Annotated in this window: 27 protein-coding genes, 1 tRNA gene and 1 pseudogene; 10 read left to right on the plus strand and 19 right to left on the minus strand. The window is 62.3% G+C overall.

Annotated elements, in window-relative coordinates; genetic code table 11:
- The first annotated feature begins 207 nt into the window (after positions 1-207).
- The gene (locus tag NKG99_RS00005) at positions 208-699 is read left to right on the plus strand and encodes a hypothetical protein (RefSeq protein WP_352863034.1); all 492 of its coding nucleotides are present in this window, start codon (positions 208-210) and stop codon (positions 697-699) included.
- 7 nt (positions 700-706) lie between these two features.
- Positions 707-1,309, plus strand: coding sequence for an OmpA family protein (locus tag NKG99_RS00010; RefSeq protein ID WP_352863036.1), 603 nt, complete (start codon positions 707-709; stop codon positions 1,307-1,309).
- 26 nt (positions 1,310-1,335) lie between these two features.
- On the opposite strand, the gene NKG99_RS00015 is transcribed toward NKG99_RS00010, so the two are convergent.
- On the minus strand, positions 1,336-3,828 hold the full coding sequence (locus NKG99_RS00015) for an EAL domain-containing protein (protein ID WP_352863038.1): 2,493 nt from the start codon (positions 3,826-3,828) through the stop codon (positions 1,336-1,338).
- Between the two features lie 552 nt (positions 3,829-4,380).
- Here NKG99_RS00015 and NKG99_RS00020 point away from each other — a divergent pair.
- Positions 4,381-4,593 (plus strand): annotated as a pseudogene (locus tag NKG99_RS00020) (citryl-CoA lyase); the annotation flags it as partial.
- A 9-nt stretch (positions 4,594-4,602) separates the two neighbouring features.
- On the opposite strand, the gene NKG99_RS00025 reads toward NKG99_RS00020, so the two are convergent.
- Both NKG99_RS00025 and NKG99_RS00030 read right to left on the minus strand, forming a co-directional pair.
- The gene (locus NKG99_RS00025; RefSeq protein WP_352863040.1) at positions 4,603-5,079 is read right to left on the minus strand and encodes an NUDIX hydrolase; all 477 of its coding nucleotides are present in this window, start codon (positions 5,077-5,079) and stop codon (positions 4,603-4,605) included.
- A gap of 128 nt (positions 5,080-5,207) precedes the next feature.
- Positions 5,208-5,516: a hypothetical protein gene (locus tag NKG99_RS00030; protein WP_352863042.1), complete on the minus strand. Its 309-nt coding sequence runs from the start codon at positions 5,514-5,516 to the stop codon at positions 5,208-5,210.
- Between the two features lie 337 nt (positions 5,517-5,853).
- On the opposite strand from NKG99_RS00030, the gene NKG99_RS00035 reads away from it, so the two are divergent.
- Entirely contained in the window at positions 5,854-6,426 is a 573-nt protein-coding gene (locus NKG99_RS00035; protein WP_352863044.1) for an invasion associated locus B family protein, read from the plus strand.
- Between the two features lie 96 nt (positions 6,427-6,522).
- Here the strand turns inward: NKG99_RS00035 and coaBC are convergent, their stop codons facing one another.
- From coaBC to ubiE, 3 genes are all read right to left on the minus strand, one after another.
- Positions 6,523-7,992 (minus strand): bifunctional phosphopantothenoylcysteine decarboxylase/phosphopantothenate--cysteine ligase CoaBC, encoded by a 1,470-nt coding sequence (coaBC, locus tag NKG99_RS00040; protein WP_352863046.1) that lies wholly within the window; start codon positions 7,990-7,992, stop codon positions 6,523-6,525.
- Positions 7,993-8,086: 94 nt separating this feature from the next.
- Positions 8,087-9,661 carry a 2-polyprenylphenol 6-hydroxylase gene (gene ubiB / locus NKG99_RS00045; protein WP_352863048.1) on the minus strand — a complete coding sequence of 525 codons (1,575 nt, stop codon included), beginning with the start codon at positions 9,659-9,661 and terminating at the stop codon, positions 8,087-8,089.
- Between the two features lie 70 nt (positions 9,662-9,731).
- The gene (gene ubiE, locus NKG99_RS00050; protein ID WP_352863050.1) at positions 9,732-10,508 is read right to left on the minus strand and encodes a bifunctional demethylmenaquinone methyltransferase/2-methoxy-6-polyprenyl-1,4-benzoquinol methylase UbiE; all 777 of its coding nucleotides are present in this window, start codon (positions 10,506-10,508) and stop codon (positions 9,732-9,734) included.
- Between the two features lie 133 nt (positions 10,509-10,641).
- Between ubiE and NKG99_RS00055 the strand changes: the two genes are divergently transcribed.
- The 3 genes from NKG99_RS00055 (at position 10,642) to NKG99_RS00065 (ending at position 13,178) form a co-directional block, all read left to right on the plus strand.
- A complete protein-coding gene (locus NKG99_RS00055; protein ID WP_352863052.1) occupies positions 10,642-11,616 on the plus strand; it encodes an adenosine deaminase in 975 nt (324 codons plus the stop codon).
- A gap of 144 nt (positions 11,617-11,760) precedes the next feature.
- The gene (gene upp, locus NKG99_RS00060; protein ID WP_352863054.1) at positions 11,761-12,390 is read left to right on the plus strand and encodes a uracil phosphoribosyltransferase; all 630 of its coding nucleotides are present in this window, start codon (positions 11,761-11,763) and stop codon (positions 12,388-12,390) included.
- Between the two features lie 224 nt (positions 12,391-12,614).
- The gene (locus NKG99_RS00065) at positions 12,615-13,178 is read left to right on the plus strand and encodes a TIGR02281 family clan AA aspartic protease (RefSeq protein WP_352863056.1); all 564 of its coding nucleotides are present in this window, start codon (positions 12,615-12,617) and stop codon (positions 13,176-13,178) included.
- A gap of 85 nt (positions 13,179-13,263) precedes the next feature.
- On the opposite strand, the gene deoA is transcribed toward NKG99_RS00065, so the two are convergent.
- From deoA to NKG99_RS00095, 6 genes are all read right to left on the minus strand, one after another.
- Positions 13,264-14,583: a thymidine phosphorylase gene (deoA, locus tag NKG99_RS00070; protein ID WP_352863057.1), complete on the minus strand. Its 1,320-nt coding sequence runs from the start codon at positions 14,581-14,583 to the stop codon at positions 13,264-13,266.
- Positions 14,583-15,392, minus strand: a complete 810-nt coding sequence (locus NKG99_RS00075; RefSeq protein WP_352863059.1) for a purine-nucleoside phosphorylase — start codon at positions 15,390-15,392, stop codon at positions 14,583-14,585. The genes deoA and NKG99_RS00075 overlap by 1 nt, the downstream gene beginning before the upstream one ends.
- 24 nt (positions 15,393-15,416) lie before the next feature.
- The gene (cdd, locus tag NKG99_RS00080; protein ID WP_352863061.1) at positions 15,417-15,809 is read right to left on the minus strand and encodes a cytidine deaminase; all 393 of its coding nucleotides are present in this window, start codon (positions 15,807-15,809) and stop codon (positions 15,417-15,419) included.
- 62 nt (positions 15,810-15,871) lie between these two features.
- Positions 15,872-16,843: an ABC transporter permease gene (locus NKG99_RS00085; protein ID WP_352863063.1), complete on the minus strand. Its 972-nt coding sequence runs from the start codon at positions 16,841-16,843 to the stop codon at positions 15,872-15,874.
- Position 16,844: 1 nt separating this feature from the next.
- On the minus strand, positions 16,845-17,984 hold the full coding sequence (locus tag NKG99_RS00090; RefSeq protein WP_352863065.1) for an ABC transporter permease: 1,140 nt from the start codon (positions 17,982-17,984) through the stop codon (positions 16,845-16,847).
- Positions 17,981-19,513 carry an ABC transporter ATP-binding protein gene (locus NKG99_RS00095; RefSeq protein WP_352863067.1) on the minus strand — a complete coding sequence of 511 codons (1,533 nt, stop codon included), beginning with the start codon at positions 19,511-19,513 and terminating at the stop codon, positions 17,981-17,983. The genes NKG99_RS00090 and NKG99_RS00095 overlap by 4 nt, the downstream gene beginning before the upstream one ends.
- 215 nt (positions 19,514-19,728) lie before the next feature.
- Here NKG99_RS00095 and NKG99_RS00100 point away from each other — a divergent pair, with 215 nt between their 5' ends.
- Together NKG99_RS00100 and NKG99_RS00105 are read left to right on the plus strand one after the other, a co-directional pair.
- Entirely contained in the window at positions 19,729-19,938 is a 210-nt protein-coding gene (locus NKG99_RS00100) for a SlyX family protein (RefSeq protein WP_352863069.1), read from the plus strand.
- Between the two features lie 20 nt (positions 19,939-19,958).
- Entirely contained in the window at positions 19,959-20,351 is a 393-nt protein-coding gene (locus tag NKG99_RS00105) for a hypothetical protein (RefSeq protein WP_352863071.1), read from the plus strand.
- A gap of 64 nt (positions 20,352-20,415) precedes the next feature.
- Here the strand turns inward: NKG99_RS00105 and NKG99_RS00110 are convergent, their stop codons facing one another.
- The 4 genes from NKG99_RS00110 to NKG99_RS00125 all read right to left on the minus strand — a co-directional run bounded on the left by NKG99_RS00110 (position 20,416) and on the right by NKG99_RS00125 (position 23,023).
- Entirely contained in the window at positions 20,416-21,405 is a 990-nt protein-coding gene (locus NKG99_RS00110; RefSeq protein WP_352863073.1) for a BMP family lipoprotein, read from the minus strand.
- A gap of 212 nt (positions 21,406-21,617) precedes the next feature.
- Entirely contained in the window at positions 21,618-22,283 is a 666-nt protein-coding gene (gene msrA, locus NKG99_RS00115) for a peptide-methionine (S)-S-oxide reductase MsrA (protein ID WP_352863075.1), read from the minus strand.
- 37 nt (positions 22,284-22,320) lie between these two features.
- On the minus strand, positions 22,321-22,641 hold the full coding sequence (locus NKG99_RS00120; RefSeq protein WP_352863077.1) for a hypothetical protein: 321 nt from the start codon (positions 22,639-22,641) through the stop codon (positions 22,321-22,323).
- A 139-nt stretch (positions 22,642-22,780) separates the two neighbouring features.
- Positions 22,781-23,023: a hypothetical protein gene (locus NKG99_RS00125; protein ID WP_352863079.1), complete on the minus strand. Its 243-nt coding sequence runs from the start codon at positions 23,021-23,023 to the stop codon at positions 22,781-22,783.
- Between the two features lie 328 nt (positions 23,024-23,351).
- Between NKG99_RS00125 and NKG99_RS00130 the strand changes: the two genes are divergently transcribed.
- Positions 23,352-23,441: transfer RNA gene (locus NKG99_RS00130), tRNA-Ser, on the plus strand.
- 163 nt (positions 23,442-23,604) lie between these two features.
- Here the strand turns inward: NKG99_RS00130 and NKG99_RS00135 are convergent.
- The 3 genes from NKG99_RS00135 to NKG99_RS00145 form a co-directional block, all read right to left on the minus strand.
- On the minus strand, positions 23,605-23,970 hold the full coding sequence (locus NKG99_RS00135) for a hypothetical protein (RefSeq protein WP_352863081.1): 366 nt from the start codon (positions 23,968-23,970) through the stop codon (positions 23,605-23,607).
- A gap of 601 nt (positions 23,971-24,571) precedes the next feature.
- Positions 24,572-24,964: a hypothetical protein gene (locus tag NKG99_RS00140; protein WP_352863083.1), complete on the minus strand. Its 393-nt coding sequence runs from the start codon at positions 24,962-24,964 to the stop codon at positions 24,572-24,574.
- 77 nt (positions 24,965-25,041) lie between these two features.
- The gene (locus NKG99_RS00145; RefSeq protein WP_352863085.1) at positions 25,042-26,157 is read right to left on the minus strand and encodes a hypothetical protein; all 1,116 of its coding nucleotides are present in this window, start codon (positions 26,155-26,157) and stop codon (positions 25,042-25,044) included.
- Positions 26,158-26,444: the final 287 nt, after the last annotated feature.

The following is a 26,444-nucleotide window of genomic DNA, read 5'->3' on the forward strand; positions in this document are numbered from 1 at the left end:
GGCTCGACACCAAATCTTCTCAGACAGGGGCCTCCTCAGGCCAGACCCGCGCATCAGCTACCGCGGCAGCGGTTTAGTTCAATCAAATTCCAACCGATTTGGGAATCCCTTATCGACTCACCGTAATTTCATCCCGCTCTAGGCGGCGTGATCGACTGGACTTACCCGCTCTGCTAGCATCGATCATAGTGCGAAGGGGGATGATCGATGCGTGCATTCAAGACGATAGCCATGGCGTTTTTCTGGGCGGGGTTTGTTCTCGCGCTGACATTGCGGTTGGCCGCTGCCGACGCGACGGTGCCGACCGCCGATATCGAGGGCGCCGCCGACAACCATCTCGCCAAGCGCTACGAAGGCTCATTCATCGTCTCCTATGAGAAACTGGCCTTCACCGATTTCAGCGTGCCGCTGTCGCCGCTGAAGCCGAGCGCCGACCCGGACGCGCGTGATGCTATGAACAACCGTGTCTTCGCACCCGACAAGAAGGCCGAGGTCGAGGGCGCCTTGACCCGCATTGCCTATGTGCTGCCGGCCGAGCGCTCGCCGCTCGAAGTGCTGCGCAACTATCAGGATGTGATTGCGGCGGCCGGCGGCGAAACCTTGTTCGAATGCAAGAAGGAGGAATGCGGCGGTGCCGCTGACCGTTCGTCGAGTGGTGGCGGCGGCGATATGAGCCTGACGATGTATTCCTTACCATGAGAGCGATTTGAAGGACGCGGCATTCTCCAATGGCGCCTGCGCGCTGACCTCCGGCATCAACGACCAGCGCTATTTCTCGGCCAAGGTGCCGCAGGACGGTGGCGACGCCTATGTGACCGTGCAGACCTATTCGATGACCGACGATCTCTACTGCAAGGAGCTCAACGGCCGCACCGTTGCCATCGTCCAGGTGCTGGAACCCAAGGCGCGCGACAAGAAGATGGTGGTCGTCGAGGCAGCCAAGATGGCGGATTCGCTCTCGGCCACCGGCAGCATTTCGCTCTACGGCATCTTCTTCGACACCGACAAGGCCGACATCAAGCCGGAGTCGGAACCGACGCTGAAGGAAATTTCGACGCTGCTGGCCAACGACCCGAAGATGGCGGTGATCGTCGTCGGCCACACCGACAATCGGGGCGCCTTCGACTACAATCTCGACCTGTCGTCGCGACGAGCGCAATCGGTCAAGGCGGCACTTGTGTCGAAATACGGCATCGACGGGGGGCGGCTGACCGCTGCCGGCGCCGGCATGATGGCGCCTGTCGCCAGCAATGACGATGACGCGGGCCGCGCCAAGAACCGCCGTGTGGTTCTGGTCAAGCTGAACTGAGCGAGCCTTCCCAACGAGGACGCATTCTAGCTGGCCTTGCGGCGCAGCTTCTGCGCCGGATCGCCCCATGAATCGGTGACGGTGTCTGCGACCGGCGCGACGCCTTGGCAGAGCAATACCGTTGAAGCGTCAAATGGCCGAGGCTTCGCGATCGCATAGCCCTGGGCATAATCGACGCCGATCTTTTTCAGTGCGGCAATGATGCCGTCGCTTTCGACGAACTCAGCAATGGTGCGCTTGCCCGTGACCTTGCCGATGTGATGGATCATCTCGACCATGGCGTGGTCGATTCGGTCTTCCAGCATATCCTTGACGAAGCTGCCGTCGATCTTGAGGTAGTCGACCTGCAGGTGCTTCAGATAGGCGAAGGACGACATGCCGGAGCCGAAATCGTCGAGCGCGAAGCGGCAGCCCAGGCCGTGCAGATCGGCGATGAACCGCATGGCATTGTTGAGATTGGCAATGGCGCTGGTTTCGGTGATCTCCAGGCAGATCATGGCGGGCGAAATGCGATGGGCGAGGAATTGCTCGCGCAGGAAGCACAGGAATGTCTCGTCACCGAAAGTGGCACCGGAAAGATTGATGGCGCAGGTGGAGATCGGAGCCGTGCGCGGATCGGCCTGCCGCGCGGCCAGGATGGCGAACGTGTTGCGGACTACCCAGCGGTCGATCGACGGCATCAGGCCGTAACGCTCTGCCGCGGGAATGAAGCTTTGCGGAGTGACGAAGCCGCCGTCTTCGTCGGTCAGCCGCAACAGGATCTCGATATGTGCACCTGCCTCGGCGTCGTCGTCGTTGAGTGGCCAGATTTCCTGGGCATGAAGCCTGAAGCGGTTTTCTTCGAGGGCGGCGTGCAGGCGTTGCACCCAGGCCATCTCGCCGAAGCGCTCCTGCAAGGCCATGTCGCCATCGCTGTGGATCTGGACGCGGTTGCGGCCCTTTTCCTTGGCCATGTAACAGGCGACGTCGGCGGCCCTAAGCGTTTCCTCGATCGTCACTTGCGCATCGGCGATCTGCACCATGCCGATGCTGACGCTGGTGTTGAAGGGTCTGCCGTCCCAGGCGAAATGCAGGTCTTGCACGGCGGCGCGCAACCGTTCGGCGATGTCGGCCGCACTGTCGGCATCGCAGTCGACGAGCAGCACGCCGAACTCGTCGCCGCCCAGCCGGGCCAGCACATCGCCTGGCCGCAATTCATTGGTCAGCAGCGCTGAAATCCGGCGCAGCAGCTGGTCGCCCGCGGCATGGCCGCAGGTGTCGTTGACCAGCTTGAACTGGTCGAGGTCGAGATACATCAGCGCGTGCTGGCGGGGCTGGTCAGCCAAGTCCGCGATCGTTCTTTCCAGCTGGCTTTCGAAGTCGCGCCGGTTGGCCAGTCCGGTCAACGCATCATGCGATGCCTGCCATGAGAGCCGTTCGATATAGTCCTCTTCGCGCGTCATGTCGTGGAAGGCGAGCACCGCGCCGACGACGTGACCGGAAACGAGCAGCGGCGCGCCGGTCACCGCGACGGGAACAACCGAGCCGTCCGGCCGCTGCAGCAATTGCGGACGCGCGCTGGAACGGCGCGGCTCACCGGCCAGCAGGCGCTCGATCAGCCTGATATCCTCGTCGCTGGTGTCCTTGTCCACAAGGCGAAATAACGACTCGATCGGCTTGCCCCTGGCGACACCGAGCGGACATGCCAGCAATCTTTCGGCGACCGCGTTCATGTAGTCCAGCCGTCCGTCGGCGCCGGTGCTGATCACGGCCTGTCCGATCGAAGCCAGGGTGATCTGCGCGCGCTCACGCTCGGCATTGAGCGCCAACTGGAACGCCTGACGCTGCGCCAGGAGCTTGCGCGTCCGCCACACGGCTAGCAGGATCAGCAAGGTGGCGGTGACAAGATTGGCAAAGGTAAGCAGCATCTTGATGAAGCGCGACCCCTCACCGAGGCTGTCCGAGAAGGCCTTGGAAAGCGGGTTGATCCGATGATCGATCTGATGGATCTCCGCCTTCCAGGCGCTGATCTCGGCCGCTGATGCCGGCCCTTTGCCCAGCGTCTCGTGCATAGCGTCGCCGAGCCGCTGGATGGCGAGGATCATGGTATCGGCAGCCGTCCAGTGCCGGATGGCGGCATCGAGATAGCTGAAGCCGCGGAAATTCTGGAACAGCCAGATCATCCCCGTCACGTCGTCGGGATGGTTTCCGCCCCGCAGGAAGCCGGTGCGCGCCGCGTTGGTGTCGGGCTCGGGCTGCTCAAGCGCCAGGCGTGCCGAACGATCGGCCAGCGGAACGGCGATCGCTCCAAGATACTCGCTGAGGAATTCCGCGTTGCCGGTGCCGGCATAGAGGCTGAGAAAATAGATGGCGTGTTTCTGTCCCTTGGACCACTGGCTTTCGCCGCCGACATAGGCGCGAACCGCCGACAGCGTGTAGAGGCTGAGGCTGGCAACCAGGGCCTGAACAAGAACGACGGCGATGAAAGGCCAGACGAGCCCGAGAAGACGGGGGCTTGCATACATCGATGCCAGCTTCATCGAATTTCCATGGATTTGCCATGATCCCTGTCAGCACGTCTGTCCGATTGTTTCATTCGTCGGTTGAGACTGCGTTCGCCCTCATGTCGCTCAGCTGGCGACAACGGTCCAGTTATCATGGGGCACTTAACAGCGAATAAAGACTTCAACTATTTGGCGAGCGATTCTTGCAGTGCACGGCTGAATATTACGCAGCGTCACGCAACTGCTTCAAATTGAATCGGATTGTGTTCAGAACTCAGGGGGCGGATTGGTGCTAGGGCTCCGCCGCGAGGCTCATCCCGGCGCCGCAGCTCTATGCCGGCATTTTGCTGTTCGCCACGGTCGGGCACCTATGGCATTTCGCAATCGCCCATCGACCTCGTCATACTCTATCTGCTGGGGGCCGCCGGCTCCCTGATGCGGCGCTTCGATTTTCCGACCGCGCCCGTCATCATCGGCATGATCCTGGGGCAACTCGCCGAAACCCAGTTCCGCCGGGCGATGACCATCTCGAATGGCGATTGGTCGGTGTTTTACACCCACAAGCTTTCGCTGACGCTGCTGACGCTCGCCTTCATCGTCATCTATGGCGAACTCGGCTTTCCGCCGCCGCTGACGCGCGGGCTTTTCGTTCTGTCGCGCTCGGTCGGCATCCTGGCGCATGCCTGGGAGCAGTCGCAGCAAACCGAGCGGAACAAGGGGCCGCTGCCGCGCGAGTGGTTGTGGGCCTATACCGGTACGCCGGCGCGACCGTTTCCCGAAGGGGATGACACCGGCGAGTGAGGCCTGACCCTAGTCTGGAGTGACCGGCGCAGGCTGGGGGAGATTCAAGGTCTTCACCAATGTCGAAAGTTCGGGCTCATCGATGAGCATGGCCGCGTCGGCCGGCGCCAGCCAGGCCCGTTGGCGTCGTTTGGCTTCCTGCCAGTCGGCCAGTTCCTCGGTCACCTCAAGCAAATAGACGATGACGTCGACGCGGACAAAGCGGTTGGCCAGCCGTTTCCAGTAGGAATAAGTGCCCGCCGGCTGCTTCAGTGTCTTGCCGAGCACGCCGGCTTCCTCCTGCGCCTCGATGGTGGCCGCCTTGCGTCCGCTCTTGCCCGTCATCGGCCATCCCTTGGGGACGATGAAACGTCTGGTGGTTCGCGACGTCACCAGCATCACCTCGATATCGCCGCGCGCGTTCAGCCGAAAGGGAATAGCCGCCACCTGGCGGATCCTCTCGCCCTTCTTTGCCTTGCGTACGGCCTTTTTCTTGGTGGCTGCCATTTCGTCGATCCAGTCGATGCAATGCCGCATAGCGCGACAAGGCATCGTTGCAAAACCAAAACTTTCGCGTGTGCCGAAAGGCACCCCGAATACATAAGTCGGCTAAATAAATGAAAAACGCCTGGATGTCAGCGGCAATTGCTCACGGCGGTGGTGCCGATTATCTGCATCTGGCAGCCTGGCTTGAGTTGCTGCACGACTGTCGGCGGCTGCCGAACGATCTGACGGTCCTGGGCACGATACTGCTGCTGTTGCTGCTGGTATTGCTGCCGCTGAACCCTGTTTTGCAGGATTTGCAGGTCGTTCTGCCGGATCAGCGCGTTGTCGCCGGTGGCGGAATTGAGGGCTTGCGCGGAAGTGGGCAGGCGAGCGCCCACCAGCATTGCCGTGGCCACCATTGCCGATGTGAAAATCGTTGATGGTCGAAGCGCCGACATTCGCTCATTCCCACGTAATGAATCCTGGTCTCAATATAGGGACGTCGGTCCGGCCGTGCCATATCCAAGCGTTGATCGAGACGAAATCGGCCTGTCGACCGCCGAATGGCGGCGGCCTAGAATCTGCCTGGCAACCTCGCATTGAACTTGACGGAAGCCGTCGATTCGCCGCTCTATCGGGTCGGCGCCGGCCTTGAGCCGAACGGCGTCAACGGCGTCGGCATGTCCATCAGGTATAATGGCGCCTTCGGCGAAACATTAAACGGAACGCGATCAGCGCGTCTCTCAAGGTCAGCTTCCAGCTGGCCCGAGGCAGAGCCGGGCGGGAGGGATCTTTATGAGGAAGTACGCGTATCTCGTGGCGATGCTGGGTGTTGCCTGCACCATCGGCGTGCCGGCCGTGGCGGCGCAGGGCGACAAGGTCACCGCGCCGCCCGCCGCCGTCGATGCGCCGCAGCTACCTGGTGGCGCGTCGGCACTGTCCGAAACCCATGGCGATTGGACGGTCAATTGCCAGATATCAGGCACGACCAAGACCTGCAGCCTGTCGCATCAGCAATTCAACAAGCAAAGTAACCAGCGCCTGCTGGCGATCGAGTTGTCGAGCAAGACCGGCGAGGATGCCACGGGAACGCTTGCGCTGCCGTTCGGCCTGGCGTTGGCCAAAGGGGTCAGCCTGACCATCGACGATCAGAAACTGGACGGCAGCCTGGCATTCAACACCTGCCAGGTCGTCGGCTGTCTGGTGCCGGTGGCGTTCGATGCGACTGTCACGCCGCTGCTGAAGTCGGGTACCACCCTGAAGATCGATGCCTTCGCGGCCGACACCGGACAAGCGGTGAGCTTTTCCATTCCGCTCAACGGCTTCGCCGGCGCGCTTGCCCGAACCGCGGAGCTTTTGACCAATTGACCGCAAAGCTCATGTGGACCCGCAGGACCTGAAGCGCGCGCTTGAACGCGGTGCGTCACCGCAGCGAACGTGGCGGCAGGACGTCTTTGCGTCGGCTCAAACGACGATCGTTTTCAACCGTTCGGCGATCAGGGCGGCGAGCCGCGCCGCCACTTCGTCCTTGCTCATCTCGGGCCATTCCTCGACGCCGGCCTTCGATACGATCCGCACCCGATTGCGATCACCGCCCATCACGCCCGAAGGACCGACGCCGCTTTCCTGCGACACGTCGTTGGCAACGATGAAATCGGCGCCCTTCTTTCTGAGTTTGGCCTCGGCGTTGCGCAACAGATCCTGTGTCTCGGCGGCGAAGCCGATCACAAGCCCGGGTCGCTGGCTGTGATGGCCAATCCCGGCGAGAATGTCGGGGTTCTCGACCATGCGCAGCACCGGCGGCCCTTCGCCCGCAACCTTCTTGATCTTCTCACCGGCCGAATTTTCGCTGCGCCAGTCGGCAACGGCGGCGACGAACACCGCCGCGTCGGCGGGCAGAAGCTGTTCCACCGCATCGCGCATCTCTTGCGCACGTTCGACATGGATGGTCTTCACCCCGGCGGGATCGGCAATGCCGACCGGGCCGGAGACGAGACGCACATCGGCGCCGAGTCTCGCCAGTGCCGCGGCGATGGCATGGCCCTGCTTGCCGGACGAACGGTTGGCGATGTAGCGAACCGGGTCGATCGGCTCATGCGTCGGGCCGGAGGTGACGATGATCTTGCGCCCCGACAGCGGCTTGGGGCCGATATCGAGCAGCGCCTCGATGGCGGCGACGATCTCCAGCGGCTCGGCCATGCGGCCTTCGCCCGCCTCGTTGCTTTCGGCCATCTCGCCTTTGGCCGGGCCGACGAAGGCAATGCCGTCCTTCCGTAGCGCCGCACGGTTGCGGCGGGTGGCCGGATGCGCCCACATTCTGGGGTTCATGGCAGGCGCCATCAACACCGGCTTGTCGGTGGCGATGAGCACGGTGGAGGCAAGATCGTTGGCGTGGCCATTGGCAAGCTTGGCCATCAGGTCGGCAGTGGCGGGCGCCACCACCAGAAGGTCGGCCTCGCGCGACAACCTGATATGACCGACATCGTGCTCGTCCTGGCGGTCGAACAGGTCGGTGAAGACATGGTCGGCCGAGAGCGCGCCGACCGATAGCGTGGTGACGAATTCCTGCGCGGCCGATGTCATCACCACCCGAACCGCAGCACCGCGCTCGCGCAGCCGGCGGATGAGATCGAGCGCCTTGTAGGCGGCAATGCCTCCACCGATGATGAGCAGGATGCGCTTGCCGGAGAGGCCGCGCGAAAGCCTCTTGCCTGCCGGGGCGGTAGCCGGGGTCGCCGCGCCGTGCACGCTGGTCAACTCGCGCAGCGTTTTCTCGATCTGGTCGATGCGGCCCACTGGGCCGATCTGCCCGTCAACGGCGGCCCGGATCATGACCCGCGCCTGCTCTTCCATGGAGCGGTCGTTCTCCGCCGCCAATCGGCGCAGCAACTCCTTGACCTCATCGTCAAGGTTGCGGATCGTGATGCTGGCCATGTGATTGCACTCGGATGGGATTGCCGAGCGCAATGATAGCAATGCAATCAGACTGCCGCAAGTTGCGGACTCGGAGTCTGAGGCGACTGGAATGCTAGACGATCTTCCAGGCGATATAGACCAGCGTCAGTGCGATCACCCACAGGGCCAGGCGGCCGGAGCGGCTGTAATGCGCCTCGGCCTTGCCTATGGCGCGTGCGGTGGTCTCGTCGAAGCGCAGGCCGTGCTCGGCCATCAGATCGATCTCGCGCGACAGCCGATCGGTGCGCGCCGCAAGCTCGGGCGCCTGGCGGGCCAGCGTCAGCAGCGCCTTGGCGCCGTCGCGCGCGTCGAGCATCATGCCACGCGGCCCAAGGTTGCCGGCGATCCAGCCGCTTACCACCGGTTCGGCCGTCTTCCACATGTTGAAAGCCGGGTCGAGCGTGCGCGCGACGCCCTCGACCACCACCATGGTCTTCTGCAGCAGGATCAGTTCCGGCCGCGTCGCCATGTCGAAGAGTTCGGTCACCTCGAATAGCAGCGTCAAAAGCTTGGCCATCGAAATGGTCTCGGCCGGCTGGCCATGGATCGGCTCACCGATCGCCCGGATCGCTTGCGCGAAGGCCGCGACGTTGTGCTGGCGCGGCACGTAGCCGGCTTCGAAATGCACCTCGGCGACGCGCAGATAGTCGCGCACGATGAAGCCGTAGAGGATTTCGGCGAGGAAACGGCGCTCCTTCTTGCCGAGACGTCCGGCAATGCCGAGATCGACGGCGACGATGGTGCCGTTTGCCTCGACGAAGAGGTTGCCCGGATGCATGTCGGCGTGGAAGAACCCGTCACGCAGCGTGTGGCGCAGGAACGACTGAATAAGGTTCGCGGCGATCGCCTTCAGATCATGGCCGGCGGCTTCGAGGCCAGCAATGTCGTTCATCTTGACGCCGTCGACCCATTCCATGGTCAGCACATCACGGCCGGTGCGCTCCCAGTCGACGGATGGCACACGAAAACCGGGGTCGTTCTTGGTGCTTTCGCCGAGTTCCGAAAGCGCCGCCGCCTCGAGGCGAAGATCCATCTCGATTTTGGTGGTCTGCGCCAGCGTCTCGGTGACCTCGACCGGCCGCAGACGACGGGACGACGGAATGTATTTTTCCTGCAGGCGAGCGGCGAGGAAATAGCTTTCGAGATCCTGGAAGAAGCGGCGGCGCACTCCCGGCCGAATCACCTTGACCGCCACTTTGGTGGCAACGCCGTCGTGGATCGCGTCGGCGGCATGGACCTGGGCGATGGAGGCGGCAGCGACCGGGTCGCCAAAATGCGAATAGAGATCGCCGATCTTGCGCCCGAGCGAAGCCTCGATAGCCGCAACCGCCTCGATCTTCGGGAAGGTGTGCATCTTGTCCTGCAACATGGCGAGATCGAGCGCCATGTCGTTGCCGACGACGTCGGGCCGCGTCGCGAGGAACTGGCCGAGCTTGACATAGGAGGGACCGAGCCGGACGACCGCCTTGGCCAGCCGGTCGCTGCGCTCATAGGCAAGCGCGCGGCGGCGGGTGAACAGCCGTGCCAGCCGCCAGCCAAATTTCGGCAGGCCGGACAGTTCGTCGCCTGGCAAGGCGGCAACGACGCCCTCGCGCATAAGCACCCAGCCGGCGCGCATAAGCCGAAATCCAGCGCTGGCGGTGCTCATGGCCGCGCCCGTTCTGCCGGCTCTTCGAACCGGCATAGCGCATGTCGAACGTGAAAAATGCCCCCCGGCCTCAAAGCTTCCAGCCCGAATGAAGCGCGGCAATACCGCCGGAATAGTTGCGGAAGGAAACGCGATCGAAGCCGGCGCGGGAAATCATCGTCGCGAAATTCTGCTGGTTGGGAAACCTTGCGATCGATTCGACCAGATAGGAATAGGGCTCGCCGTCGCCGGTCACCATCTTGCCTATCTTCGGAATGGCGTTGAACGACCAGGCTTCGTAGACCTTATCGAGCAGCGGCATCTCGACCTCGGAAAATTCAAGGCACAGGAAGCGCCCTCCCGGCTTCAACACGCGGAACGCTTCACCGAGTGCGACATCGATGCGCGGCACGTTGCGGATGCCGAAAGCGATGGTGTAGGCGTCGAATGTGGCGTCGGGGAAGGGCAGTTCCTCGGCATTGGCCTCGACGAAATCGGTGTTGCCGGACAGGCCTTTCTTTTCGGCGCGTTCGCGGCCGACGGCCAGCATCGAGCCATTGATGTCGAGCACCGTGGCATGGGCATTGCCGTGGCTGGCATCGACGATGCGAAAGGCGATGTCGCCGGTGCCGCCGGCAACGTCGAGCACGCGCCAGCCGGTCCTTTTTGGAGGATTGAGCCATGTCACCATGGCATCCTTCCACAGCCGGTGCAGGCCGGCCGACATCAGATCGTTCATCAGGTCGTAGCGGTTGGCCACCTTGTGGAAAACATCGTTGACCAGGGACTGCTTGTCGCCAGCCCCAACACGCTTGAAACCATAAGAGGTTTCCATGCCGCTCGCGGCCGTGGTTCTCTCAACTGACATTTTTTTGATCCGTCATAAAACCGGCGGGACCATAGCCGATCGATGGTGCGGGCGCTATTGTTTAAGGCGCGGTGTTCGGCCGCGCTTCCAGGTGGCGGTTTTCAAGACCTGGACTGACCGACGGGATGATTGAATGCCTTTGAAAGCGGAACTGCACTGCCACATCGAAGGGGCAGCGGCGCCTGAACTCGTCATCCGCCAGGCGCAGAAATACGGCAAGGACACCTCGCCTTATATCCAGAACGGTTCGTTCGTCTGGCACGATTTCACGTCCTTCCTCGCGGCTTACGACTTTTCCTCCGATCTGTTCCGGACCGAGGAGGACTATGCGCGGCTGGCCGATCATTATCTGACCAGCCTTGCCCGCGACGGGGCTATCTATTCCGAGATATTCACTTCGCCGGACCACGCCAGGAAGGCCGGGCTTTCGCCCAAGGCCTATACCGATGCGCTTGGCGAAGGCATGGCGCGCGCCAAGGCCAAGACCGGCATCGAGGGCCGCATGATCGTTACCGGCGTGCGCCATGTCGGCGTCGAGTCGATCGAGCAGGCGGCGCGTTTCGCGGCGCGCTGCGGGCACCCGCTGGTCACCGGTTTCGGCGTCGCCGGCGATGAGCGCATCGGCGAGATGGAAGACTATGTCAGGGCTTTCGAGATCGCCCGCGAGGCCGGGCTCGGCATCACCATCCATGCCGGCGAACTGACAGGCTGGGAGACCGTCCAGGCGGCGCTCGACCACATCCGTCCGTCCCGCATCGGCCATGGCGTGCGTGCCATCGAGAACCCGGACCTTGTTCGGCGCATCGCCGACGAGGGCGTCGTGCTGGAATGTTGCCCCGGCTCCAACATCGCGCTCAAGGTGTTCGACAGTTTTGCCGACCATCCGTTTCCGGCCCTGCAGACGGCTGGCTGCAAGGTGACGCTCAATTCCGACGATCCGCCTTATTTCTGGACCTCGCTGAAGCGCGAATACGACATCGCCGCCGAGCATTTCGCGATGAACGAAAAGGCGCTGGTCGCCGTGACCCGGACCGCCATCGAAGCCGCTTTCGTCGACAAAAAGACCAAGTCAGCACTTCTTGCCCGGTTGAACAGCGCGGCACGCTGATTTCTGCCGACAAAGCTGTGGTCGGGTCGGGCTAGGCGGTTCCTTGGCCGCCGCATTGTCGCTAGGGTTCGCTCAAGCAGCTTGGAGCGCGGCGCGTCCGAAAGGACCATGCGCACTTTCGGTCGCAGGCATCAGGAGAACACCATGAAGGGCGTCACCGTCATCGACCATCCGCTTGTCCAGCACAAGCTGACCATCATGCGCAAGAAGGAGACCTCGACGGCCGGCTTCCGCCGGCTGCTGCGCGAAATCTCGCTGCTGCTTGGCTACGAGGTCACCCGCAACCTCGAACTGACGACGACGACGATCGAAACGCCGATGGAAACCATGGAGGCGCCGACGCTGGAGGGCAAGAAGCTGGTCTTCGCCTCGGTGCTGCGCGCCGGCAACGGCTTGCTGGAAGGCCTGCTCGACCTGGTGCCGGCGGCCCGCGTCGCCCATGTCGGTCTCTACCGCGATCACGAAACACTGGAAGCGGTGGAATATTTCTTCAAGGCGCCGAGCGACCTCGCCGACCGTCTGGTGATCGTCGTCGATCCGATGCTGGCGACCGCCAATTCGGCGATCGCGGCGATCGACAAGCTGAAGGAGCGCGGCGCCACCAACATCCGTTTCCTTTGCCTGCTGGCAGCGCCCGAAGGCATCGAGCGCTTCACCAAGGCGCATCCGGACGTTCCCGTCTTCACGGCATCCATCGACCGCCAGCTCAACGAGAAGGGCTACATCATGCCCGGCCTCGGCGATGCCGGCGACCGCATGTACGGGACCAAATAGTACCAGGCAAAGTTGCCTGGTACTATTTACCGAATATTTACGCAAAGGCGCGGTTTTGGCGCCCGTTAAAGCGGCAAACACCATCCGGGCTTAAGGATCGGCCCTCAACTACAGCGCCGCGCGTCCATTCGGACGCGCAAAGGACGCTGTAGCGCTTTGATTTTGCGCATGATCCTTTCCGAAAATCGATCCCGATTTTCGGGGTCATGCGGCGAGGCCGATCCATGCTGCGCAAACTTCTCATCCTTGGCGTTTTCGCCGGCACGTCGGCATCGATACCGATTGTGTATCAGTCGAATCCGCAATTCGTTGAAAACCTGCTGAAATCCACGGTGACGAGCAAACAAGCGGTCGAAGCCCAATCCGACGTCAATTTGGCATCGGTCCCCGACAAGCCGGTGGCGCCGCTGCCGATGGGCCGCAAGGTCGTCGTTGCGGCAGACGAGCGCGGACACTTCTCGTCGGCCTTCAAACTCAACGGACGTCAGATCGACGGCATGATCGACACCGGCGCCACACTGGTCGCCATCAACATTTCAACGGCGCGCAAGATCGGCCTGTCGCTGAACCCTTCCGACTTCAGTCACGAGGTCAGCACCGCCAACGGCACCATCAAGGCAGCCGTGGCAATGATCGGCCGCCTGCAGATCGGCAACATCACGGTCAACGACGTCCAGACCATCGTGCTCGAAGATAGGGCGCTGCGCACCAATCTGATCGGCATGAGTTTCCTTAATCGGCTCGATAAATACCAGGTCGAGGACGGCACGCTGCTGCTCGTTCAGTAAAGTCCTATTCGTTTTCCGCAATTCCCAAGGGAAAGCGCTATGCGCTTTTCCCGGGAAAACCGTTACACATTTTTCCTGGAATTGCTCAGCCGCGCGGCAGGATCCGCCGGATGACCGACTTGTCGGCGGCCGGCTTCGAAGCGCCGACCGTATAGGCCGAAAGCACGGCGGCGGCGGCAGCCTCGGCATTGGCCGATGAGCGGGCATGGACCAGCGCCAGCGGCTCGCCGACCCTGACCTCCGCGCCGATAGGCAACAGCCTGGTGATGCCGACCGCAGGGTCGACCTTGTCGTCCGGCCGCGTGCGTCCGCCTCCCAGGCTAACCACGGCGAGCCCAATGTCTCGGGTGGCGATGCCGGTGACGAAGCCGTTTTCGGTCGCCCTGACGGCAAATTCGGTCGCCGCCACTGGCAGATATTTTTCCGGCTTCTCGATGAAATCGGCCGGACCGCCAAGCGCGGCCACCATGCGCGAGAAGGTGGCGGCGGCGCGGCCGCTGGCGAGCGTCTCGGTGGCGCGCCGCATGCCATCCTGGTTGGACGACACCAGTCCCGCCGACTGCAGCATTTCGGCGGCCAGCGCCAGCGTCACGTCCTCCAGCCGATGGTCGCGAAACCGGCCAGTGAGGAAATCGACGGCATTGCGCACCTCGACGGCGTTGCCGGCGGCCGATGCCAGCGGCTCGTTCATGCCGGTGATCAACGCCGAGGCCTTCAGCCCGGCACCATTGGCGATCTCGACCAGGCTGTTGGCGAGTGCGGTTGCGTCGCGCGACTTCTCCATGAAGGCGCCGTTGCCGACCTTGACATCGAGCACCAGCGATTGCAGCCCGGCAGCCAGCTTCTTCGACAGGATCGAGGCGGTGATCAGCGGCACCGATTCGACGGTTCCGGTGACGTCGCGGATCGCATAGAGCCGTCGATCGGCGGGCGCGAGGTCGGCGGTCTGGCCGATGATGGCGCAGCCGGTTTCAAGAACGGCCTTGCGAAACAGCGCGATATCGGGCTGGCTCACATAGCCGGGGATCGCATCCATCTTGTCCAGCGTGCCGCCGGTGTGGCCAAGGCCACGGCCTGATATCATCGGCACATAGGCGCCACAGGCGGCGACGATCGGCGCCAGCATGAGCGAGACATTGTCGCCGACCCCGCCGGTCGAATGCTTGTCGGTGACCGGACCGGGCAGGTCCGACCAGTCGAGCACGTCACCGGAATCGCGCATCGCGAGCGTCAGCGCCACCGCCTCGTCGCGGCTCATGCCGTTGAAGAACACCGCCATGGCGAAGGCACCGACCTGACCGTCCGAAACGGCCCCATCGGTCACGCCCTCGACGAAGCCGGCGATCTCCTGCTCCGACAGCCTCAGGCCGTCGCGCTTGCGGCGGATGATTTCCTGCGGAAGCATCAGCTCTCCAGCAGTCCGTCGCGGAACACGCGCTGCAGGATGGTTGCCAGCCGCGCGCCGCCTATCGGTGCCATGTCCTTGGTCTCCTGGTGCGAAAGCTCGGCACCGGTCATGCCGGCCGCCAGATTGGTGATGACCGAACAGGCGGCGACGCGCAGCCCGAGGAAACGGGCGAGAATGACCTCCGGTACGGTCGACATGCCGACCGCGTTGGCGCCCATGATGCGCGCCATGCGGATTTCAGCGGGTGTTTCGAAGCACGGCCCCGAGAACCACATGTAGACGCCCTTGTGCAGCGCGGTGCCGGTCGCTTTCGCCGCCCGTTCGATCGCCTTGCGGATGCCGGCATCATAGGCTTCGGTGAGACCAACGAAGCGGCGGTCGCTGGGCTCCCCGATGAGTGGGTTGGTGCCCGAGAAATTGATGTGGTCCGATATCAGCATCACCGAGCCCGGCGGCATATCCGGATCGACCGAGCCGGCTGCATTGGTGAGGATCAGTTTCGTGATGCCGATGCCGGCAAGCACCTCCAGCACCGGACGCATCGCCGCAGCAACGCCGTGCTCATAGTAGTGGGCGCGGCCCGACAGCATCAGCACCGGCACGCCGGCGAACAGCCCCGCCACCACCTCACCGGCATGGCCGGTGACGCCGCTTCTGGGAAAGCCCGGCAACTCGGCATAGGAGATGCGGATCGGATCCTCGATCTGGTCGACAAGACCGCCCAGGCCCGAACCCAGCACAAGCGCCGTCAACGGTGCGAGACCGTCCAGCCTTTCGATGAGATGATCCAGCGCCTTTTCCGTCATTTCAGCCAATTCCGAGTCAGGTCTTCATTGCAAGATGTCGCCGCGGAAACCATAGGGCAGCATGTCGCCCATGGTCACGGTTTCGGCCACGCCGGCATTGTCGCAGAGATAGAGCTTGGTTTCGGGCCGGCAGAATTCGGCCAGCCGCTGCCGGCAGCCACCGCAAGGCGAGCATTTCGCCATGCGCTCGGCAAGAACGGCGATCTCCACGATCTTGCCGCCCCCGCCCATGATGTAGTGACCGAGCGCTGTGGTCTCCGCGCACCAGCCTTCCGGATAGGAGGCGACCTCGATATTGGCGCCGGTAAAGATACGCCCGTCCTCGGTGCGCAAGGCAGCGCCCACTGGAAACTTCGAATAGGGCGCATAGGCCTTGGCCATGGCAGCCTTGGCGGCCTCGAACAGATCATGCGACATTCAGGTGTTCTCTCCGATGATCATGTCCAAAAACCGGCACTAAGCCGCCCCGTTGCTCCCGCTCAGCGTTCCTTGACATATGGTACGCCGCCGGCGCGTGGCGGAATGGCCTTGCCGATGAAGCCGGCGAGCAGGATGACGGTGAGGATGTAGGGCAGCGCCTGCATGAACTGCACCGGCACCTTGCCGATGATGGGCAGCGGCGAGCCTTGCAGACGGATCGACAGCGCATCGAGGAAGCCGAACAGCAGGCAGGCGAACATGGCGTTGACCGGCTTCCACTTGGCGAAGATCAGCGCGGCCAGCGCGATATAGCCCTTGCCGGCGGTCATGTCCTTCACGAAGCCGCCATTCTGCACCATCGACAGATAGGCGCCGGCGATGCCGGTGAGGATGCCCGTGCAGATCAGTGCCCGGTAGCGCAGCCAGGCGACCGAGATGCCGGCGGTATCGACGGCGGCCGGGTTCTCGCCGACGGCGCGCAGGCGCAGGCCGAACCGGGTGCGAAACAGCACCCACCAGGTGAACGGCACCATCGCGAAAGCGAGATAGACCAGGATCGAGTGGCCCGACAGCAGTTCGGCATAGATCGGCCCGATGATCGGCACGTCGTGCAGGGCGGCGGCACCAGGCCAAATGATGGCCTCGAAGCGCTCGCCCGGTTGCAGCGCCGGCGTGCGCCCGCCTTGCTGGAACCAGGCTTGGCCGAGGATGATGGTCGATCCGGCGGCAATGAAATTGATTGCCACGCCGGAGACGATCTGGTTGCCGCGATGGGTGATCGAGGCGAAGCCGTGGATCATGGCAAACCCGACCGAGATCAGGATGGCCATGCCGAGGCCGAGAAAGGCCGAATGGAACACGGAAGCCGCCGCCGCTCCGGCGAAGGCGCCGACCAGCATCTTACCCTCGAGACCAATGTCGAAGATGCCGGCGCGTTCCGAATAGAGGCCGGCGAGGCATGCCAGCAGCAGCGGCACCGAGAGGCGGATGGTCGAGTCCAGTGTCTGGACGATTGCGTTGAACACATCCATCTCAGGCACCCTTACTCTTGATCGCTTCCATGCCGACCGACCTCGGATTGAACGAGGCGAACAGCGCCTGGATGTAAGGCCTGAACATGTGCTCGAGCGCGCCGGCAAACAGGATGACGAGACCCTGGATGATGACGATCATGTCGCGGCTGATCGCCGGCATTTCGAAGGCAAGCTCGGCGCCACCCTGGTAAAGCATGCCGAACAGGATCGCCGCCAGCACGATGCCGGCCGGGTGCAGGCGGCCCATCAGCGCCACGGCGATGCCGACGAAACCGGCGCCGGAAACGAAATCGATCGCGACATTGTGCTGGTCGCCCATCACCGGATTGAGCGCCATCATGCCGGCGAGCGCGCCCGAGATCATCATGGCGGTGATGATGATGCGAGTTTCCGAAATGCCGGCATAGCGTGCCGCCTTCGGGCTGTGACCGTAGGTGCGCATCTCATAGCCGAGCTTGGTGCGCCAGATCAGCAGCCAGACCAGGAAGGCCATGGCCAGTGCCAGCAGGAAGGAAATGTTGAGCGGCGCCGAACGGATCTTGGCGCCGGACAGTTCGATGATCCAGTTGAGCTTCGGCAATTCCGCTCCGGCGAAGAAGTTGCGCGTCTGCGGCGCTTGCGAGGCTGCCGGCTTCAACGGGCCAACCAGCAGGTAAACCATGATCGAGGCGGCGATGAAGTTGAACATTATGGTGGTGATGACGATGTGTGAACCGCGCTTGGCCTGCAGATAGGCGGGGATCAGAGCCCACAACGCGCCCACGATCGCTGCCGCGACGATGGCCAGCGGAAAGGTCAACCACCATGGCAGCGTCGTGTCGAAGCTGAGGCAGACGACGGCTATGCCGAGGCCGGCGATGTAGGCCTGTCCTTCGGTGCCGATGTTGAACAGGCCACAATGTGCCGCCACGGCCACCGAAAGCCCGGTGAAGATGAACGTGGTGGCATAGAAGAGGGTGAAGGCAATGCCTGAGCCCTTGCCGAAGGCGCCCTCGACCAGGATGACGGCGGCGCGCAAGGGGTTTTCGCCGACCAGAAGCACGACGAAGCCGGCGACGACGAAGGCGACGAACAGATTGATCACCGGGATCAGGCCGTAGTCTGCCCAGGCCGGCAGCTTGGCGTAAGGCGTGCTCATTCCGCGGCCTCCTGGTGCTCGACGCCGGCCATCAGCAGGCCAAGTTCGCCTTCGTTCGCCTCCGGGCCGCGCTCGCCGACGATGCGGCCGGCAAACATCACCAGGATGCGGTCGGAGAGTGAACGGATCTCATCCAGCTCGACCGACACCACCAGCACTGCCTTGCCCTGGTCGCGCATGGCGATCAGGCGCTTGTGGATGAATTCGATGGCGCCGACATCGACGCCGCGCGTCGGCTGGCCGACAATCAGCACGCCGGGATCCTGTTCCATTTCGCGCGCGAGCACGATCTTCTGCTGGTTGCCGCCGGAAAAATTGGCGGTCTTGAGCCGGCAGTCCGTGGGGCGGATATCGTATTTAGCGATCTTGTCCTTGGCATCGTTGCGGATGGCATCGATGTTGAGGAACGGCCCATTCAGATAGCGGGGATCGTCGTGATAGCCGAGGATGGAGTTCTCGTTCTCCTCGAAGGCCAGCACCAACCCGACGTGATGGCGATCTTCCGGCACGTGCGCCAGGCCGCGGTCGCGCAATTCTCCGGGGTCGGCGGCACCGGTCAGGTCGATCGGCTTGCCGTCGAGCATGACTGAGCCCGAGACCGCGCGCCTGATGCCGGAAATCGCCTCGAGCAGTTCGGATTGTCCGTTGCCGGCGACACCGGCGATGCCGACGATCTCGCCGGCCCTGATATCGAAGGAGATGTCGTCGACCATGGTGACGCCGCGTGTATCCTTGACCGTCAGGTTCTTGACCGCGAGCTTGACGCCGCCGGCTTCCGCCTCGCCCTTTTCGACCCTCAAGAGCACGCGCCGTCCGACCATCAGCTCAGCCAGTTCCTCGACTGTGGTCCTGGCGGTCTCGCGCGTCGCCACCATCGTTCCCTGACGCATGACCGACACGGTGTCGGTGATATCCATGATCTCGCGCAGTTTGTGAGTGATCAGCACCACCGTCTTGCCCTGGTCCTTCAGCTGCCTGAGGATGCGGAACAGATGGTCGGCCTCTGCCGGTGTCAACACGCCCGTCGGTTCGTCGAGGATCAGGATCTCGGCGCCGCGATAGAGCGCCTTGAGGATCTCGACACGCTGCTGCAGGCCGACCGGCAGTTCCTCGATGATCGCATCGGGATCGACTTCCAGCCCGTATTCGCGCTCCAACCGCTCGAGTTCGGAGCGCGCCTTGGCGATGCTCTTCTTCAGTAGCGCATCGCTCTCGGCGCCGAGGATGACGTTTTCCAGCACCGAGAAGTTGTCGACCAGCATGAAGTGCTGGTGCACCATGCCGATGCCGAGCGCGATAGCGTCGTTGGGCGTCTTGATCGCCGTCGGCTGGCCGCCGACTCGGATCTCGCCGCTATCGGCCTGGTAGAAGCCATAGAGGATCGACATCAGCGTCGACTTGCCCGCGCCGTTCTCGCCGACGATGCCGTGGATGGTGCCGCGCGCGATCTCCAGATTGATGTCCCGGTTGGCGCGCACGGCGCCAAAACTCTTGTCGATGCCGATCAACTCGATTGCGGCTTGCGCCATGCAGCCTGTCCCACTCTTATTTTTTTATCGCTTGGTCAAAACGCCTAGCATGACGCTCCGCCCGTGCCAATTGGCCGGAGCAGGGCCACTCTCGACAAATCCCGGTGCGCTTGTCAATTTCCAACGTGGCCGGGGCCTTCACATTCGCTAATATGGCGAGGCCGAAATGCGCATCACGGCGCAAAGGCCGTACGCTGCAAGACTGGGGATTTTGAATGACCGTGCTCGCCAACCGGCTGACGACGCTGGAGATCCGCGCCGCCGAACAGGAGAAGACCATCGAGGAACTGTCCGGCCAGATCGCCGAACAGTGGAAGGTGATCGAGCGCATGCAGCGCAAGCTCGATGCGCTGACCGATCGGTTCCTGGCACTGGAGGAGCAGACAGGAGATGAAGTGCCTGTAACCAAGCCGCCGCACTGGTGAGGAAAAGGGGCGCGCCCGCCATGGCCGGTGAAAGCGATCGTATCGCGCGGGCCGGCGACTATGTGCTCGGCCTGATGAACGACATGGAACGCGAACGGGCCGAGCGCGATCTGGAATTCGACCCGGCCTTCCGCGATGCGGTCGTGCGGCTAGCCGAACGCACGCATGTCTTCGACCATGCCGAACCGGCCGATGGCGAAGAGCGCTGGAAGCAGATCACGCAGCGCATCGGAGACCTGCCGCAGATGCGCAGCTCCGGGCTGGGCGATGCCGGGTCGCCAGCCGTGATCGAACGCCTGTCGCGGCGGCCGCACGGCATCGGCTTGCACGCGCTTGGCGGCCGGCGCGGATTTGCCGTGTCCGTCGGCCTGATCGTGGCCTTCGCGCTGGGGTATCTGGCGGGTAAATTATAGGCCACGCAAAACCGCCGGGCTTGCGCCCGGCGGTTTGCAGATCATGGCCGAATATTTGTGCCGCTCAATAGGGGCAGGCGTTGTCGGCGGTGTAGTCGTGCACCTGGATCTTGCCGGAGATGATGTCGGCCTTGGCCTTTTCGACGGCCGCCTTCATCTCGTCGGTCACCAGCGCCTTGTTGTTCTCGTCCATGGCGTAGTCGACGCCGCCTTCCTTCAGGCCGAGGTTTTGCAGGCCGCCCTTGAAGGTGCCGTTCTTGCCGTCCATGAAGGCGTTGTAGACGGCAACGTCGACGCGCTTCATCATCGAGGTCAGCACTTTGCCGGGCTGCAGGCCGTTCTGGTTGGAATCGACGCCGATGCCAAGCTTGCCGGCATCAGCCGCCGCCTGCAGCACGCCGACGCCGGTGCCGCCGGCCGCGGCGTAGACCACGTCGGAGCCCTGGTCGATCTGCGTCTTGGCGATCTCGCCGCCCTTGGCCGGGTCGTTCCAGGCAGCCGGCGTGTCACCGGTCATGTTCTGGATGACGTCCGTCGCGCCGGCCGACTTGGCGCCGCCGACATAGCCGCATTCGAACTTGCGGATCAGCGGAATGTCCATGCCGCCGATGAAGGAGACCTTCTTCGACTTCGAAGCCATCGCCGCCAGGATGCCGACCAGATAGGAGCCTTCATTCTCCTTGAATACCAGCGAGCGGACATTGGGCAGATCGACGGCATCGTCGATGATGGCGAAGTTGAGGTCAGGATATTCGGCCGCGACCTTCTTCAGCGCGTCCTCCCAGGCAAAGCCGGCCATGACGATCGGGTTGCGGCCATCCTCGGCAAAGCGGCGCAGCGCCTGCTCGCGCTGCGAGGCGTTGGAGACCTCGAATTCGACATAGGCCGTGCCGGTCTCGGTCTTGAATTTTTCGGCGCCGTGGTAGGCTGCCTCGTTGAAGGATTTGTCGAACTTGCCGCCGAGATCATAGAGAAGCGCCGGCTGGACATCCGCGGCGAAAGCCGGAAGAACCATTGCGGTTGCGGCCAGGAGGCCGAGAACGATACGTTTCATGTGATCCACACCCTGTCGGTTATTTTTTCCGTTATGCACCGCATACCGGCCCGGTTCTCCGGCAGGCATGCGACGTCAGCCAGGAGTGTATTCCCCTCCCGCTCGGCGGCAATCTGGCACGGCCCGAAACAAAATTCACGCGGAATTTTGACCTTTTGGAAAAGCATGGCGCGGGCAAGCCGCGCGGAAGCTTGATCCCTGCGCCAAAGGCGTCAGGCGGAGGCGGCGGCCGGAATGTCGTAAGCGACGCCCGTGCCTTTCAAGTTGCAAGTGCCGTAAGGGTTCTTCGCCAGATATTGCTGGTGATCGCCTTCGGCGAAGTAGAATTCGGTCGCCGGCGCGATCTCGGTGGTGATCCTGCCGTGGCCGGCGCCGCGCAGCGAAGCCTCATAGGCATCGCGCGAGGCGCTCGCCGCCTGCAATTGCGCATCACCGATCGCGTAGATCGCGGAGCGGTAGGTGGTGCCGATATCATTGCCCTGGCGCATGCCTTGTGTCGGGTCATGGCTTTCCCAGAACAGCTTCAGAAGCGCGGCATAGGAGACGATCTTGGGGTCATGGACGACCAGCACCACTTCGGCATGGCCGGTAAGCCCGGTGCAGGTTTCCTGGTAGGTCGGATTGGGCGTGATGCCGCCGGCGTAGCCGACCGCCGTGACCCAGACGCCTTCCCTCCGCCAGAACAGCCGCTCCGCACCCCAGAAACAGCCGAGCCCGAACATCGCCGTCTCCAGCCCCTCGGGATAGGGACCCTTGAGCGGTCTTTTCAAGACCTTGTGCCGTGGTGCGGTCGGGATCGCCCTGGCGCGGCCCGGCAGGGCCTCGGACGGCTTCGGCAGATTGAGCTTCTTGTTCAGCATGTCGCTGAGAAAGAACATGCACGGCTTTCCTCTCTGGGTGAAACGCGGAAGGGGATCAGTTCGCGGCGAACCGTCCGCGCGGTTGCCGCCTGTAGCCGATCGCATAGAGCAGGAAGGCCAGCGCCGCGAACACGGCGAAGCCCGGCTGGTTGAGCGCCCAGGCGACGGCGCCGTCCCACAGCAGAGGGCCGGCCTTGGCCCGAACGAAGGTCTCGAAGGCGGCCCGAGTGTCCGGCGAGACCGCCAGCCAGCTGGTGTTGAGCGGTGTCAGCACCAGCACTGAGGCCGCCACGGTGCGCGTCGCGTCGAGCACCGCCATGATGACGGAAATCGACAGGGCGACCATGGCGGCAAGACGGAAGACGAAGCGAAACATCAGAGACCTTCCTCCCGGGCCAGTCCTCAAGCTCCTCCCGAGGGCCTTCCGGCACATTTCGAAACGAGAGATAGAATGGCCCTGCCCACTTCGCAATCGGCCTACGCGAATTTGAAGTCCGCGCTTTCTCCGGTCGGCCCTAAGCCACCGGCTTGCGTTTGCGCCATTGGACACGCCAGACGGCGAAAATGCCGCCGCCGATGGCGCCGATCACCAGCCCGGCCAAGCCGATGAACACGGCAAAAAAGCCGCAGGCGCCTTCGAAGCAGCTCATGTCGGTGGTGTCGGCAATGATCGAGCCGGCGAAGAAGCCGGCGAGGGCGCCGATGACGGCGCCGAGGATGATGCCGAGCAGGGCAGCGACGATTGGTCTTTGCGTCACTCGACAGATGGCCAGAGGCGAAGTCAAGCAAGGCCAGCCGTGCGGTGTTGCCTGTGCACATCATTCGGCCGGCGGTACCTCAAAAAGGGCGCGCAGGCGGCTTCGCGAACGCTGTGTGGCCGGCAAAGCGAATAGACTGCCGTTATGGCTTGGCATTCGGCCCCGGATCGACTAGATGAGCCCCGCGCCTGTTGCTTCGACGGCTCAGGTGCAGGGGAAGGGCGTTCGCTGGTTGGCGACGCCGGCGCGGAATACCGCGCCACCGCCCCAAGGGAGGTGCATCTCCCCAACCCGCGCGGCGAAACCGGCCGGCGCGACATGCATGGACGGAGAGGTGGCCGAGTGGTTGAAGGCGCACGCCTGGAAAGTGTGTTTACGGGAGACCGTAACGCGGGTTCGAATCCCGCTCTCTCCGCCAAAGATTTTCTATAACGTATTGATTTAGCTATATTTTCTGCTGCGACGCAGAATTGGCTTGCACCGTTACTTGCACCTTCAGCGCGTGATTGATGCGTGTGTGGAGCCGTTCCGTAGTGAGCCCTGCCGCACCCTAGGGGCGGTTAGCTCCGCTTGAATGCGCCCTATTCAGATAGCGCGGCTTCCGCCTGTTCGATGGTGTCGTACACTCCACCCAGAGTGGGATCGTCGTGCTGAAACGAGGCGTAACCGGCGATCTGGCCTTCCAGCCTGATCGGAACAATCCAGACAGGCCACACGCTATCCGCGCCAGCCTCCACTTGCTGGTCACAGTAGGCACGCCGCCATTCTGCAAATTCCACAGGAGTCAGGTCTCCGCCCTCATCGATCTGCGTAACGCGCTCCGGCTTCCACGCGAGATTTAGTCCCTCAAGATCGCCGTCGAACGCCTCAACCTCAGGAAATGGGCAGAAGAAATAGCCCACTGTGCCTGCCGTCTTAAAGGCCGCCCAACCAACTGGTGGAAGCATGCGCTGCCCTATGCCGGTGAGCGGCGGTATGGTGCGCCACTAGCGTCGCCGCTTCTGGAGGGTGAGACTGAGGCGGAATACCTAAAGCGGCACGGGCTGCCGCTTAAGGGAGAGAAGGTGTGAATGTCGGGTGGCCAACATGCGCAGTCGATGTCGGCTACCTTTTTCGCTGGCGGCTCGCCTTGCACAACTGTGGATTTTCATCTCACTATGGCCCATGCGAAATATCTTGTGCCTAGTTCTTTTACTAAACACTACGGCAGTCCTTGCGGACGACTTTAGTGAAAGCGTCCACGCCTTCGACCGCTGCTATGTTCGGCAACTGGATTTGTTCAGGAAACTTTGCGAACCAGCTGATCAGGTGGCGATTGCCATAGTGAGCGGGTGCCCTGACGAAATGGGCGATTTCATTACGGCGGCGGCCAGAACCATGGGACCCGAGAAGGCCCATGAACTCAGCCGACAACTCAGTCAGAAGCGCCAGGAACAGGCGATAGCTGCACTCATGCGCGAGCGGTTAGTAGATCCTTGTCCAAAGTGACGCGGTGCCTGTGGAATGCTGAGGATTCGGCGGAGAAATATTTTAGGCGATCATTTCCGGCTAGGTCGGGATTTTCGCAATTTCGGCTCGCCAATAGCCCATGGCTTTCCCGATAACGTCATCCACGTAGTGCCGCGTCTGGTCATCCTCGATCACAACAAGCGCAGGCTCACCTACGTCGAAGGCGGGACTGATCGCCTCTGCAGAGAAGCCCCCACCGCGCTGAGCTTGGGTTGGCTTTTGGCCCTGCGTAATCATCGCTGACTTCCTGCCGAGCGCCCCATGCTTGTGAGTGTCGTGTGTGTCCCGCGCGATGGCCAACTGATGCACTGCCGAGCCGAGAGCATCCCGCGCCGCACTGATTTCTGGGGCGATGGGATTGGTGTGCAAAATGAAGTGCTCGGCGAGATTATCGATTTCACACAATGCCAAGATCGCGTGCCGGATGCTCAAGGGCTGGGACACCCAATCGCCGACAGCGGCCTCAACGTAGTCCGAAGAAATTGACGCGGATGCATGGGACGGCGTGCTCAGGCTTCGGCTTCTGTCGCGCGTCGTGTCGCCTTTTGATTTGGCTTTTCGACAGGCGGCAAGGCCAAGACGGGATCACCTTCCATCGCAGGAAATACAAGTGCGTCCGCCACCCTCTTCAGATCTTGGAATTGAATATTTGCAGATGCCGCACCGTGGTCGCCATCCTCAATCGTTGGCGGGAGGAGCCGTATCTCCACAGTCATGCCGCGCTCAACGCGTGCTAGCATCGACTCCAGTGCCCATTTCAGGTCTGAAGTCTGCTCGTGCTTTCGACCATCTTTCCCCGCGACGTTCGCCAACAACTCTTCGACCTTCGAGTTGACCGATTCCTCGACTACCTTGTTGATTTTCGCATCGAATAACTCAGCTATTGGATCATCCTTGAAGGCCGAGATTTTTTCGGTTTCTGCGCGTATTTTGCGAATGTCTTCAACCTGTCTCCACGTGCTTATTGCCCAAGTCGCAGTTAGGCCGAGCAGTGTGATCGTGGCCGTGGAAAGGCCGAAAAAAAATTGGGGATCACTAGTCGAAATTTGGCGAACCTCGATTGGTTCGGCAGATCCGGTGGCAGCCTCGGAGAAAGCCCGGATTGCTCTTTTTACGAACCGAAGTTCGTCAATAAGTTTATCCAACTGATTGTTGAACAAATCGCGTGGCAAGAGGAAGCCCACTTCAGCTTGACCGGGCTCCAGTTCGTCATTTTTAATGCCGACAAATGCTAGTGACGTCCTAAGATTTCTGAGTTGCGTGACGAAAGCGGTTCGCCGCTTAAGGAACTTGGCTAGCTTATCCTGAGCCACTGCTGGTGTTGCGGGACCCTCAGATACCCAATCACGAATGTCGTTTACAATATCGTCTAGAAAGTACTTACCCGCACCAATATCATAAAGTAGATTTATCTGGGCAGGCTGGAACAATTGTAAAAATACGTCCAGTGATTCGTTAAGTTTGTCCAGCGCTTCAGAAAATGCCTGTTGATAAGATGGCTCGGCGGGTGACGCGACAAGCTGACCCAAGGCTGTGGATAAACCGGCGAAGCGAGATTCTGTCGCAGCCTGGTCTTCTCCGTCCAACAGTAGGCCGACAATCTCGAGTAATCTCGAAGCGTTCAATTTCTACTCCCCCAACTTCCAATAGCTGCACGACAAAGCTAGTAACGCATAGCTCTATCCGTAACACTTACTTTAAACAACATGCGCCCCACCGGGCCGCCCTTTCATTATTTCCAACAGCAGGCCCCGTAACACACAACGCGCCTCGGCGCGATCGTATAACCGGCGCTACGGTTCGGAGAGGGGCTCTGGAGCGCGACCACATTGTCTGCCGACAAAATGTATTCGCTCCCGCAGTCGCTCTTCGCGTCTATTGCTGGCCGGTTGAGGCTCCTGAAAACCGAAAG

The sequence above is a fragment of the Mesorhizobium sp. M1409 genome, assembly GCF_040317535.1.
In the GTDB taxonomy this organism is placed as follows: Bacteria; Pseudomonadota; Alphaproteobacteria; order Rhizobiales; family Rhizobiaceae; genus Mesorhizobium.